This is a genomic window from Thalassovita litoralis (genome assembly GCF_900182725.1).
GTDB lineage: Bacteria > Pseudomonadota > Alphaproteobacteria > Rhodobacterales > Rhodobacteraceae > Thalassobius > Thalassobius litoralis.
Map to the genome: position 1 here is coordinate 82157 of NZ_FXTO01000014.1, position 12807 is coordinate 94963.

14 protein-coding genes and 2 tRNA genes are annotated in these 12807 nt (G+C 57.8%); 10 read left to right on the plus strand and 6 right to left on the minus strand.

The window, feature by feature from the left end; all coding sequences use genetic code 11:
* Positions 1-77 precede the first annotated feature (77 nt).
* Both FN828_RS11925 and hemA read right to left on the minus strand, forming a co-directional pair.
* Positions 78-1301 carry a helix-turn-helix domain-containing protein gene (locus FN828_RS11925; RefSeq protein WP_142493706.1) on the minus strand — a complete coding sequence of 408 codons (1224 nt, stop codon included), beginning with the start codon at positions 1299-1301 and terminating at the stop codon, positions 78-80.
* Between the two features lie 109 nt (positions 1302-1410).
* Entirely contained in the window at positions 1411-2640 is a 1230-nt protein-coding gene (hemA, locus tag FN828_RS11930; protein ID WP_142493707.1) for a 5-aminolevulinate synthase, read from the minus strand.
* 170 nt (positions 2641-2810) lie between these two features.
* Between hemA and FN828_RS11935 the strand changes: the two genes are divergently transcribed.
* Both FN828_RS11935 and FN828_RS11940 read left to right on the plus strand, forming a co-directional pair.
* Positions 2811-4184, plus strand: a complete 1374-nt coding sequence (locus tag FN828_RS11935; protein ID WP_142493708.1) for a M20/M25/M40 family metallo-hydrolase — start codon at positions 2811-2813, stop codon at positions 4182-4184.
* Positions 4185-4251: 67 nt separating this feature from the next.
* Positions 4252-5133, plus strand: coding sequence for an alpha/beta fold hydrolase (locus FN828_RS11940; RefSeq protein ID WP_142493709.1), 882 nt, complete (start codon positions 4252-4254; stop codon positions 5131-5133).
* Here the strand turns inward: FN828_RS11940 and FN828_RS11945 are convergent.
* Positions 5130-6002 carry a glycosyltransferase family 2 protein gene (locus tag FN828_RS11945; RefSeq protein ID WP_142493710.1) on the minus strand — a complete coding sequence of 291 codons (873 nt, stop codon included), beginning with the start codon at positions 6000-6002 and terminating at the stop codon, positions 5130-5132. The genes FN828_RS11940 and FN828_RS11945 overlap by 4 nt on opposite strands.
* Positions 6003-6092: 90 nt before the next feature.
* On the opposite strand from FN828_RS11945, the gene FN828_RS11950 reads away from it, so the two are divergent.
* Complete coding sequence (locus FN828_RS11950; RefSeq protein ID WP_235891468.1) at positions 6093-6842, plus strand: hypothetical protein; 750 nt, start codon at positions 6093-6095, stop codon at positions 6840-6842.
* A 14-nt stretch (positions 6843-6856) separates the two neighbouring features.
* Here the strand turns inward: FN828_RS11950 and FN828_RS11955 are convergent, their stop codons facing one another.
* The 3 genes from FN828_RS11955 to FN828_RS11965 form a co-directional block, all read right to left on the minus strand.
* Positions 6857-7078 (minus strand): RND transporter, encoded by a 222-nt coding sequence (locus FN828_RS11955; protein ID WP_142493711.1) that lies wholly within the window; start codon positions 7076-7078, stop codon positions 6857-6859.
* A 46-nt stretch (positions 7079-7124) separates the two neighbouring features.
* Positions 7125-7201: transfer RNA gene (locus FN828_RS11960), tRNA-Asp, on the minus strand.
* Between the two features lie 35 nt (positions 7202-7236).
* Positions 7237-7313, minus strand: a tRNA-Asp gene (locus FN828_RS11965).
* Positions 7314-8053: 740 nt separating this feature from the next.
* On the opposite strand from FN828_RS11965, the gene FN828_RS11970 reads away from it, so the two are divergent.
* From FN828_RS11970 to FN828_RS12000, 7 genes are all read left to right on the plus strand, one after another.
* Complete coding sequence (locus tag FN828_RS11970; protein WP_142493712.1) at positions 8054-8386, plus strand: hypothetical protein; 333 nt, start codon at positions 8054-8056, stop codon at positions 8384-8386.
* Positions 8387-8571: 185 nt separating this feature from the next.
* Positions 8572-8997, plus strand: coding sequence for a thermonuclease family protein (locus tag FN828_RS11975; protein ID WP_142493713.1), 426 nt, complete (start codon positions 8572-8574; stop codon positions 8995-8997).
* A gap of 433 nt (positions 8998-9430) precedes the next feature.
* Positions 9431-9940: a sigma-70 family RNA polymerase sigma factor gene (locus tag FN828_RS11980; protein ID WP_235891469.1), complete on the plus strand. Its 510-nt coding sequence runs from the start codon at positions 9431-9433 to the stop codon at positions 9938-9940.
* A complete protein-coding gene (locus FN828_RS11985; protein WP_142493715.1) occupies positions 9937-10623 on the plus strand; it encodes an anti-sigma factor in 687 nt (228 codons plus the stop codon). Before FN828_RS11980 ends, FN828_RS11985 begins: the two co-directional genes overlap by 4 nt.
* Before the next feature lie 122 nt (positions 10624-10745).
* Positions 10746-11297, plus strand: coding sequence for a fasciclin domain-containing protein (locus tag FN828_RS11990; RefSeq protein WP_142493716.1), 552 nt, complete (start codon positions 10746-10748; stop codon positions 11295-11297).
* A 70-nt stretch (positions 11298-11367) separates the two neighbouring features.
* Complete coding sequence (msrB, locus tag FN828_RS11995) at positions 11368-11823, plus strand: peptide-methionine (R)-S-oxide reductase MsrB (RefSeq protein ID WP_142493717.1); 456 nt, start codon at positions 11368-11370, stop codon at positions 11821-11823.
* A gap of 42 nt (positions 11824-11865) precedes the next feature.
* Entirely contained in the window at positions 11866-12711 is an 846-nt protein-coding gene (locus FN828_RS12000) for a DUF4394 domain-containing protein (RefSeq protein WP_142493718.1), read from the plus strand.
* Positions 12712-12807 lie beyond the last annotated feature (96 nt).

Here is a 12807-nt window from a genome sequence, read left to right on the forward strand (position 1 = left end):
TGGGCTAAATAGCGCCCCCCGGCCTGCGCTTCAATGCGGCCAAGGGGGTATTCACAAATGATACCGAAACGGTGCGATCAATCCGCCACGGGCTGCGGCAGGGTATCGACCTGCGCCACAGTCCGGGCCAATTCCTGATGCTGGGCCAGATCCGCCACCGTATACGCCGAGGTCAGATTATCCACCGACAGCGCCAGATTGCTGGTGACAGTCCCACGATTGCCGACCGGGCCGTAATGTTGGCCGTTCACCGCGAAATAAATCGCGCTGGATTCCCCTACCCGCAATGTCGGGGCTTCCTCGGTTTGCGGTACGATCCAGCGGTCGCCAGCTTCCATGATCCCCTCGAAGATCACGCTGCCATCGGCGGCCCGCACGCGCACCCACGCCGGGCGCACAGCCACCATTTCCACACCGGGAGCGGCCTGTTCGACCACCTGCGGCACCGACGGAACCGAGGACGGTTCACGGGCGCCCCCAGTGACAGAGGCCATCTGTACTGGCTGTTCGTCTTCGGCACGGAAACTGCCAACCGTATCGGGGTTCAACGTCGAAATCGGAGCATCGCGCGCCACCATCACGGGCACGTCCAGCGCCTGTGGGCGATACAACCTGTCCAGCGCCTCGGCGCTGGGGGGAGTATACAACCCCGTACCGCCGGTGCGCGCATCTGCCGCCTGTTCGCGGCCCAGCGGGCGGTTCGCCAGCGGGTCCAGATCGGCGAGCACATCGGGGGTATTTTCAACCGGGGCCAACTGTACGCGCTGCACCTCGTTCAAAACGGTATACCCACCAAACCCGATAGAGCCAATCAACAGTAACAACACAAGCGCCGAACCAATGGCACCGGGTTCAACCCGTGCAAAGAATGCTTCTTTCGATGGGGCGAATGGCGTCGCTGCCGTGGCGAACGGGTCCCGTTCAGACACGATGGGCGCGGCAGGTGTTGGTTTTTTGCGGATCGAAGATGCCTCGGCTGACATACCGTGTGCGGTGGAAAATCCGCTTTCACGGCAAAAATCCACAAAGGCCTGATCCGGGTCCATCCCCAGATAGCGGGCATATGACCGCACATAGCCAGCAATAAAACCGGGCGTGTCAAAAGCCGAGGGATCGGCATTTTCTATGGCAGCGATATAGGACGCCTTGATGCGCAGCTCGCGCTGCACATCCAGCAAGGATTTCCCCATCGTGGCCCGTTCGCCACGCATGGAGTCCCCCAAACGCATCTCGAACGCGTCGAAACCTTTCGGCTCGACCTGTGGCTCCTCGTCCATACGCGGTGTCTTGCGCCTGATCATCCCCATCTGCCCCTAAGCTTCGCCGCTTGCCGAACCTGCTCGATTCGAGATACGACCTTTCTTTCCGCCAGCGTAGCATAACTCAAGGACAAATGCAGTCTGCGGAGGTTCAGGCGGACATTTCGGCACGATTCAGCTTACACTGCGCCCAAAGCCCATCCAGCGCACGGACAAGGTGATCCATTTCCGCCGCGCCATGCACCGGGGACGGGGTAAAGCGCAACCGTTCCGTACCGCGCGGCACCGTTGGGAAATTGATCGGCTGCACATAGGCCCCGTATCCATCCAGCAGCATATCCGACAGCATTTTGGTATGAACCGGATCGCCCACGATCACCGGCACGATATGGCTGCCGTGGTCGATGATCGGCAGGCCCAGCCCCTTCAGGCGGGTTTTCAGGATTTTCGCCTGCGTCTGGTGTTTGTCCCGCAGCTTTTGCCCCTCGGCTGTTTTCAGGAACGCAACCGACGCAGTGGCCCCCGCCGCCAGCGTTGGCGCCAGCGAGGTCGAGAAGATAAAGCCCGGCGCATAAGACCGCACCGCATCACACATTTTGGCGCTGGCCGCGATATAGCCGCCCATCACGCCATAGGCCTTGGCCAGCGTACCGTTGATAATATCCAGCCGATGCATCAGCCGATCCCGTTCCGCCACACCGCCACCGCGCGGGCCGTACATGCCGACAGCGTGAACCTCGTCAATATAGGTCAGGGCGTTGAATTCGTCTGCCAGATCGCAAATGGCTTCGATTGGACCAAAATCGCCGTCCATCGAATAGACCGATTCAAAGGCGATCAGCTTGGGCGCGGCGGGATCGTCCGCCGCCAGCAATTCGCGCAGATGGGCCACGTCATTATGCCGGAACACGCGCTTGGCCCCGCCATTGCGGCGCACCCCTTCGATCATCGAGGCGTGGTTCAATTCATCCGAATAGATGATCAGCCCCGGAAACAGTTTGGGCAACGTGCTGAGCGTGGCATCATTGGCAATATAGGCGCTGGTAAATACAAGCGCGGCTTCCTTGCCATGCAGGTCGGCCAGTTCGGCCTCCAGCCGTTTGTGATAGACCGTGGTGCCGGAAATATTCCGCGTCCCGCCCGATCCCGCGCCGGTGGCGTCGATTGCTTCGTGCATGGCGGCCAGAACCACGGGATGCTGCCCCATGCCCAGATAATCGTTGCCACACCAGACAGTGATGTCTTTTTCCGTCCCGTCGGGCCGCTGCCAGACCGCGTGAGGAAACTGGCCCTTCTTCCGTTCGATGTCGATGAAAGTACGATAGCGTCCTTCGCTGTGCAAAGCGTTCAGCGCCTGATCCAGTTGAGCCGAATAATCCACGGGGGTCTTCCTTGTCTTGTTCGCATATGCCTGCCTTTTGAGCAGGGTTTTCCCATGTCTTGCCTTAGGCCCATACCCTGCCCGCCACCTTGATTTCCATCAAGTCCCCCTCTGGACAGTGCGGCACCGGATGCTACGCTTCGCCCCAAACAGACACAGGAGCGACCCCGATGAGTTTGGACACCGTCCTTTCCCGTATTGACGAAGACCTGCCGCAGGCGCTGGACCGGATGATGGAATTGCTGCGCATCCCGTCAGTTTCCACCGACCCGGCCTATAAGGACGATTGCCAGACCGCCGCCGATTGGCTGGTGGCTGATCTGCAAAGCCTTGGGGTTGCTGCCGAAAAACGCGCCACCCCCGGACATCCGATGGTGGTGGGGCATGTTGATGGCGACGGGCCACATATCCTGTTTTATGGCCATTACGATGTGCAACCCGTGGACCCGCTGGAACTGTGGAACCGCGATCCCTTTGATCCGGCGATTGAAAATGACAACGGCCACAAGGTCATTCGCGGGCGCGGGTCGTCCGATGACAAGGGGCAGTTGATGACCTTTGTCGAAGCGTGCCGCGCGTGGAAATCCATCCACGGCAGCCTGCCCTGCAAGATCACCTTCTTTTTCGAGGGCGAGGAGGAATCAGGCTCGCCGTCGCTGGTGCCGTTCATGCAGGACAACGCGGACGAACTGAAATCCGACATCGCGCTGATCTGCGACACGGGTCTGTTCGGAGAAACCACCCCCGCCATCGTGACCATGCTGCGCGGGTTGCTGGGCGAAGATTTCACCATCACCGGCCCGGACCGCGATTTGCATTCGGGGATGTATGGCGGCATTGCGATGAACCCCATCCGCGTGCTGACCCGCATTCTGGCCGACCTGCATGACGATACGGGCCGGATCACCCTGCCCGGTTTTTATGATGATGTGCCAGAACTGCCGGACGAAGTGCGCGCCCAATGGCAATCGCTGAATTTTGATCACGCGTCCTTTTTGGGCGAAGTCGGCCTGAAAGCCCCCGCAGGTGAACAGGACCGCACGCCGCTGGAAATGATCTGGTCGCGGCCCACCTGCGATGTGAATGGCATCTGGGGCGGGTATACTGGCGCGGGGTTCAAAACCGTACTGCCCAGCAAGGCCAGCGCCAAGGTCAGCTTCCGGCTGGTCGGGCAGCAAGACCCGGATAAAATTCGCAAAGCGTTCCGCGCCTATATCGAAAGCCGCCTGCCCGAAGGGTTCAGCATCGAATACCGCACTGAAAAAGGATCGCCCGCTTCGCAAATGTCCATCGACAATCCGATGTTCGATAAGGCCCGCGCGGCGCTGTCAGACGAATGGCCCAATGCGGCAGCTTATGTGGGGTGCGGTGGGTCAATTCCGATTGCCGGGTATTTCAAGGATATTCTGGGAACCGACTCCATGTTGATCGGATTTGGTAAGGACGATGACCAGATCCACAGCCCGAATGAAAAATACGACGTATCCAGCTTCCACCACGGCATCCGTAGCTGGGCACGGATTCTGGAAGCGTTGACGCGCTGAGGATGGGCCGGTGGGGGCGCTGCCCCCGCCGCGCTTTGCGCGACTCCCCCAGAGTATTTTTGGCAAGATGAAAGGCAAAACGATGCAAGGGTTTCAGGACGGCGTGGCCGATGTGAACGGGGTTCAGATTGCCTTTTGCAAAGGGGGGACTGGCCCGGCGGTTTTATTACTGCATGGCTTTCCGCAGACCCGCGCGATGTGGACCCATATCGCGCCGGTTCTGGCGCAGCGGTTCACCGTGGTCTGCGCCGATCTGCGCGGCTATGGGGCATCGTCCAAGCCTGCGGATGTGGCGGCCTGTTCGTTTCGGGACATGGCGGCGGATCAGGTGGCGTTGATGGCATCGCTGGGCTTTGATCAATTTCACGCCGTTGGCCACGACCGGGGCGCGCGCACGGTGCATCGCATGGCGCTGGATCATCCGGGCGCAGTGAAAACCGTGACCATGATGGATATCATCCCCACCCATCTGTTGCTGGATCAACTGACGCAGCAGGTGGCAACCGCTTATTATCACTGGTTCTTTCTGGCCCAACCCGCCCCGTTTCCGGAACGGTTGATCGGCGCGGACCCGGATTATTATTTTGAAAGCTGCCTGCTGGGCTGGGGCGCATCGCAACTGTCGGATTTTGATCCGGCCCTGTTGGCGGAATATCGCGCCGCATGGCGCGACCCGGACACGATCCGCGGCATGTGCAACGATTACCGCGCGGCGCTTCAGGTGGATTTCGCGCTGGATCAGGCCGATCTGGAACGGACCGTGGATTGCCCGGCGCTGATCCTGTACGGTGCGGATGGCGCAATGGCCAAGGCCTATGATGTTCCCGGCACATGGGCCGCCCGTTGCCCGAATATGCAGGCCGCAGGCATTCCCGGCGGGCATTTTTTCCCCGACACTGCCCCACAGGAAACCGCGCAGGCTGTTTTTCGTTTTTTGTCAGACCACTAGACGATACTGTTAAATCGATCCGGCAACTGGAATTGCAGCTTATATTCGGGGCGTTCAAATTCAAAAAACCCGGTATCGCCGCGCGGGCCAAAGCTGCGCTGCATCTTTTTACGATAGGGGCGCATATCGAACCCTTCGACCATCGGTAAGTCGGCGAACGCATCAAATACGGCGCGATCCTCGCCCCGTGCTTCGGCAAACCAATGCCGCCCGATAGACACGTCCTGCACCGCCCCCAGATCCTGTGTCAGCGCATTGCGCCGGTTCATTGCCGCCGCATATTCCCCAAAGTCACAAAATTTCAGATGCAGCAGATACAGGCAATCCGGCGTGAACAATTGTTCAAACTGGGTGTAATGCCCACCCCGTGCGATCTTGGTTCCGGTCGAAATGATACAGGGCTTGGAATAATGCGGGGCCAGCCGTACATGGCGTCGCAGCCCCAGCACATGATCGGTGATCGGCTGATGTTCCTGGTCGATGCGGTGGATCACTTCCAGTCCCAGCGGCGTATAAACCCGGTTCTTGCGCACCTCTGTCAGAAACTCCAACAGGGTACGCCCGTCTGCCGGATCAATCACCACCAATTCATCCACATCGCCCACGATCACATGGGTGTAATATGACCGCAGCCCCATCACCAGATTGTTCAGCAACCGCCAGCGTTTCATATCGAAATTGCGCTGTCCGTCGCCGGGAATACCGATGATGTTACACCCTTCGGCCAGCCGCGCCACATCCGTGCCGCGCCCGTGATTGACGATATACAGGTTTTCACGCCCGAACTGCCGCCCATAGTGGTTCAGCCAAAGTTTCAGGAAAAACAGGTCGTCCCGTACCATCGTGACAACCGCAACGGTCGATTGCATCGCCTGTGGCCTCTGCTCTTTTTCTGCCTTTTCGTGACCGTAACGAATTTACTGCTATAAGAGAATCGAATTTTGAATGCAGGAGCCTTCGTGATCGCCCTACCCGACAGTTTCGCCGAAACCGGCCTGCATTTCGTGCCGGGTGCCGTTGCGCCAACCCGGTTTCAGGTGATCGGGGAACGCAGCAGCGGCACGAATTACCTGAAACGTCTGTTGGGCCGGAATACGCCGCTTCAGCCAGTTGAATTGCAGGGCTGGAAGCACGGGCATATGCAGGCGCTGGCGATTCCGCGGGATATGGTGGTGTTGATCAGCCTGCGGGATGCGCGGCCTTGGGCGCTGTCGATGTTTGCAAAGCCGTGGCACACAAAACCCGACCATCAGGCCCTGCCCTTTGATCAATTCCTGCGGGCGCCTTGGGACACGGTGATTGATCACACCAAATATTTCCCCGGCACCGGCCCGCTCATGCTGGGGGAACCATTACAACAGGATCGTGATCCGTTGACGGGCCTGCCCTATGCGAATCTGCTGCGTCTGCGTACCGGAAAACTGCGCAGTCATCTTAGCTTTCTGCAACGCGGTTGCGCCTGTGTCGTGGTGCGTCAGGAAACCGTTCTGGCCGATCCACAAGGGTTTCTGGCGCAGTTTCGTGCTGCGATAGGCCTGCCTGTGTCAGAAAACGCCCTGCGTCCGGTGGTGAAACGGCTGGGGGCCAGATTCAACGCGGCGGTTAACCGTCCTTCGGGTCCATCGTCTTTTCCGTCAGGCCAGCTTTCCTTTCTGCGGCAGGAACTGGACCTGCCGATGGAATCGGCCTTGGGCTATTGTTACGACTAAGGTCAGGGACGGAACTACCCCCGCCGCGCCACCTGACGCAGCCCCTTGGCCCCTGCCAACAGCCACGGAAACCCGTGAAACAGCAGATCGAATATATCAACCGGACGCGCCAGCGTACCACTGGCCAGCATCCTCAGCTTTTCCCAGATATGCGGTTCGGGAACGAACGGGGCCAATCCCAGCGTGGCACAGGCAATTGCGACCGAGGTCCAAGGCAAGCTATCAATCCAACGCATTGCTATGGTCCTCTGGATATTCGCGGCGCCATTTCAAGGGAGAAAATGGCGCGGTTGACGGGGCTCGAACCCGCGACCCCCGGCGTGACAGGCCGGTACTCTAACCAACTGAGCTACAACCGCGCTTTTCTGCGTCGGGACATTAGATTGGACAGCGGTGGCGCGGTTGACGGGGCTCGAACCCGCGACCCCCGGCGTGACAGGCCGGTACTCTAACCAACTGAGCTACAACCGCTCGCTGCCCGCTCATATCGTCCTGAGCGTGAGGGGGTGTTTATGCGTAGCGGTCGCGGGCGTCAAGCGCCTGTGGGCGGAAAAATTACAAATAATTCATCGCGGCCTTTCAGGCGAATAGCGCCACCTTTTAGATGGGGTAAATTCCCCTATAAATTCGGGATTTTCACGCGAAACCCCCGGCAAAAAAAATCAGGAACACGAATGGATCAACCGCCGCCCTGCCCGTGCGTGATTAAAAATCTGGCACCTTTGCCGTACCCGAACCGCAAACCGATATAAAATCGGGCGTATGCCTGTTTCCCGAACGAGTCGCGCGCTAAGCTGTTTGCGATAACGCACAACAAATATGCGGCATAAGTCTTTGATATAAGGGAAAATGGTGGGTGATGAGAGACTCGAACTCCCGACATCTTCGGTGTAAACGAAGAACGGGCCGCTCAATCTATTGATTCTTCGTCAACAGAACTGTTTTTATTCACTATTTTTTGCCGCCTTCACAGGCAAAGTCAGGTTCAACAGGTTCATTGAACTGCTATGCACTTCGTAAAATTGCACATCCCAGCGCTGCCGACCTGACCTCAAGGCAAATCGGCTCCCTATCCGGCAGGTGGCGCATCGCCTATCCCGTCATTTTGCGGAGCGCCCCGCAGCTCTCGTTGCGAACTCTATACTTTTGGTCTAATTAGGAATCTAAGGCAGGCAGATCGAGCACAACCTGATTCACCAAAAGCAAAACAGATGACCACATTTAAAGCAGCAATTGACATATGCGGACTGGCGCACAAGCAAGCCGCAGACTACTTTGGCGTCTCCCAGGCAACCATCAAGACATGGTCCAGCGGAAAGACCCCTCCGCCCATTTATGCTTGGCACATGCTGGCCAGCCTGCTGGAACAGATCATGACCGTGGCAGATAGGACATCTGCCAATCTGGAGCTCAGTGTGATGAATCGCGCCGAGATAAGCGTTGTGAAGGCCAACGATAGCAGCGACGAACTACCGGGCTCAGCCGGTGATGCGGCCAGCGCAATGGCTATAATGATGGCCATTCAGGCCAACAGAAAGCGATGATGCCCAGGCATCGCATGAACACCTGTCTTGGAGGCCGGCCGAAGCAAATGGCTGGTCTTTAAAATTTGCCCAATCATCCCGTTTTCAGAGAGCGGCGTTTCAAAGAGTTGCCCCTAACTTGCCAACCGATTTACATGCCATATAAGCGGACATCATCGACCTCCACTATGCAGTGATTTTCTCGTATGCGTCTCCTTATTGTTGCTCTTTCTATCTGGACCCTTCTCTACCCATCCTTTCTGGCGGCCAAGGATACTGTTGAGGGGCGCGTAACGCGCGTCAGGGACGTAGACACCATTGTGGTTGCAGGAACGCCGATCAGGTTAAATGGCGTTGATGGCCCAGAGGTATCAACGCGCGCAGGCAAACAAGCGAAATTGTTTATGCAGCGGCTTGTGGCTGGTAAGTTCGTGAAATGCGACCTGAACGGTGATCGCACATATGACCGGTGGGTTGGAGTGTGCTACCTTGACGGTACAGACATCGGCGCAATTGCCATACAGTCGGGTATGGCGCTGGATTGTGCGAGATACTCCGGCGGACGATACCGCTCTCTGGAAACCGCCTCTGCACGCGCCAAAATAAAACGCGCAGGTTACTGCCAGCGTTAAGGTCTGCCGGCAGCCCCCAAACCACCGGAGAACGCGCAGAGTATCAGCTATTGAGTTTAGGGGGTCAGTTTGTTTTCAGCTTTTTGATGCACAGGGAACTCAAACCATTTAACGTCCCCGAAAGGCAAAAGCACCATTAATGCTGCACTGTGTAGGAATGTCTGGCTCCATAGACCTAGACAAAAAACTGCCCAAACTGGATGGGTTTTGATGGTTTTTTACCTTTCAATAGCTTGTTTCTAGGGGAGGCGGAAAACCGTGAAAAACCGTTATTGCCGTGCAGGTTATGGTAATGGGTTTTGGCAGTCCGTTGCCTGTAGATATAATTTCAGATTCCAACTGGTTTTTTCGCCATCGTTGAACCATTGTCTCTCTGCTAGGCGACGGGAATCATATCATTTTGACGGACACGAATGACATAGAGAGCGCAATTATGCGCGTCAGCCTCGGGGACCGCGAGGCGTTTTCTTTACTCTATGACGCGACCTCCTCGAAACTTTTTGGGGTGTGTCTTCGTGTCTTAAACAACAGAGCTGAAGCAGAAGACGCGCTGCAGGATGTTTTTGTAAAGGTTTGGAACAAGGCCGACCGATACAAAGCAGGCGGTTACAGTCCGATGACATGGCTGATCACTCTGGCGCGAAACACGGCCATTGACCGGTTGCGGGCGCGGAAAACTGGGAATGTGGACATCGACGATGTGCATGACCTCTCGGATGGGTCGCCCACACCCGAGGCTGAGGCAATTGCCTCGTCCGAACGAAAACGGCTGAATGACTGTTTCGAAGAGCTAGAGTCAGACAAATCAGAGGCGGTACGCCGGGCCTATCTGGACGGCGACAGTTACAAAGACCTAGCAGCACGATACGATGTGCCGCTGAACACGATGCGAACCTGGCTGCGCCGCAGCCTGATGACACTGAAGGATTGTCTGAGCCGATGAGCCAGAAAGAAGATCATAACGACGATGCGGCTCTGGCCGGTGAGTACGTCTTGCATCTTCTGGATGGGGAAGAGCTTGCGGTTTTTGAGGCGCGTTTGACTATGGAACCAGCTCTGCGGGCGCTGGTGCGTGACTGGGATGCATCGCTTGTCGCCCTGACCGACGGCATCGCCCCCATAACGCCACCAGCTATGGTGAAAGACAAGCTGCAAGCGGTGCTCTTTCCCGATGCCGCCAAGCCAAAGCGTTCCTTGTGGACTTGGCTGGCCGGTGGCGTGGCCGTCGCTGCGATTGTGGTGGGGGCCGCGTTCCTAACCCCTTCGCTGATCCAAGACCCGGTCTTTGAACCAAGCTTAACCGCCAGCGTGGCCGCGCAAGATGGCACGCTGGTTGTTGCGGCGCGCTTCATCGCTCAGACAAACGCGCTTGAATTGACGCGCGAAGCAGGGGCGGCGCGCCCGGGCCGGGTGCTTGAACTTTGGCTGATCGCCGAGGGAAGTGATGCGCCTGTATCGCTGGGTGTGCTCCCGGCAGACACGGAGACCCGGATTGAGCTTACACAGGACATCGCACAGCGGCTGGCCAATGGCCTTCTTGCGATCAGCGACGAACCGCTCGGTGGCTCTCCGACAGGTGCGCCTACAGGAGAGGTTTTGGCTGTCGGTCCTGTGACAAACGCTTGATCTAAAACCATAATCCATTTTTTTTTACAAAATCAGATTTTTTCTGAAACTTCCTTGGACCGCCTCTCGTGTCTTCTCCATCGCAAGGCCAAACGGCCTCGCCTCAAAAACGGAGAAAGACCATGACCATCAAAACATTTGTTGCCACTTCGACCACTGCCATCGCTTTTGCCACCGCAGCCTTTGCCATGAACCCCACCGTGGGCGGCGCACCGATGCTGGAAGAGCGCAATATCATCGAGAATGCCGTCAATTCCCCGATCCACACCACCCTGGTTGCCGCGGTAAAAGCCGCCGATCTGGTCGAGACGCTGCAAGGCGACGGTCCCTTCACCGTGTTTGCGCCTGTCAACGACGCTTTTGCCGCTCTGCCCGCTGGCACGGTGGAAACGCTTCTGAAACCTGAAAACAAGGCCATGCTGCAGAAGGTTCTGACTGCGCATGTGGTGGCCGGTGACTGGTCCGCCGCCGATATAATGGCCGCAGCCAAGGCAAGCCCCGACGGCTTCTACCACTTCAACGCCGTCTCGGGTGATGCGCTGTCGGCCAAGGTTGTGGGCGGCAATGTCTACATCTTCGACGAAAGCGGCAATGCCAGCAAAGTGACCGTGGCCGATGTCGATCAGTCGAACGGTGTGATCCACGTGGTGAACTCGGTTCTGGTGCCCAAATAAGGCCACACTCCGCGTTCGCCCTCCCCTCGCTTCGCGCGAGGGGAGCCACCCCCAAGACCAGGAGGCACCAATGAAACGCCGCACAATTATCGCCGGGATACTGTGCTCTGCTGCCTTTCCGTTGCGTGCAGCGGAAGGCCGGTTCGAGGTCACCCGCACCAAGGCCGAATGGCGCGCAATGCTGACGGATTTGGAATATGCCGTCCTGCGCGAGGAAGCCACCGAGACTGCCTTTTCCAGCCCCCTAGATAAAGAATCCCGTGAGGGGACCTATCACTGCAAGGGTTGCGACCTGCCGCTCTACAGCTCTGCGCAAAAATACGACAGCGGCACCGGTTGGCCGAGCTTTTGGCAAAGCCTGCCCAATGCCGTGGACACAAAGCCAGACAACACCCTCTTTGCCACCCGGACAGAGGTGCATTGCCGTCGCTGCGGCTCTCACCTGGGCCACATCTTTGACGACGGACCGCAACCAACCGGCAAGCGTCATTGCCTCAATGGTGTCAGCCTGACCTTCCTCACCTGACCAGAACCCCGCTCTACACATATAACAAATAAAGGAAAACCCATGTTTCGTCTCACAGCTATTACTTCAACCATTACTCTTCTTGCCACGCCAGTGCCGGCTGATGGCCACGCAGGCAAGATAGGCTATGCCCTCTCAGGTGACGGCACCAGCCTGATGGTGATGGACAGCCTCGCGGCGCCCGGTGACGCGCGCAGCGTCACGCTTTCCACACCGGTTCGGTCCATCGCATGGCGTCCTGTCACCCGCGAGCTGGTCGGTTTTGCCGATGGGATGATTGTTACAATCAACCCAATGACCGGTCAGACGATGGACCAGTCCGCAATCTTCATGGACGACGCGATGATCGCGGAGGGCTCCGTTGTGGCATTTGACTTTAATAACAAGATCGACGCCGTGCGCGCGGTCGGCTCTACAGGCGAGAACCTGGTCTACTTCCCGAGTGATTTTGGGGACGAGCGCGCTAACTCCGTCCGCCGTTTCAGCAATCTATTTTATGCCGAAGGCGATATGTCCGAAGGGGCAGAGCCTCTGATATTTGCCAATGCCTATACCAACGCCATCAGTGGCGCGAAGGCGGACAGCACGTTCCAATATGCGCTCGATGCACGTGCAAACGCATTGGTCAGCCTGGCCAATAATGCTGGAACGCTCGCGACCATTGGCCTGATCACAATTGACGGGAAACCGGTAGACATCCTGCCCGTCGGTGGCTTCGACATCGTTTCCGCCAAAGAAGGCGTGAATGAAGCCTACGCGGTTCTTCGAATCGACGGGCAGGACACTACCGGGCTTTATGCCATCGACGTGACATCAGGGGCCGCAACCCTGCTCGCGGATCTCGGCACGTCCGATATCTCAAGCTTCGCGGTATCGATGGGCATGTAACGTAAGGTTCCGCCGAGGGCCGTCTTGCCTCAGCAGCTCTTCTCGTCGGCCATGATGCTCTCGACGACTTTGGGATCACACTGTTCGTCGCGCAGG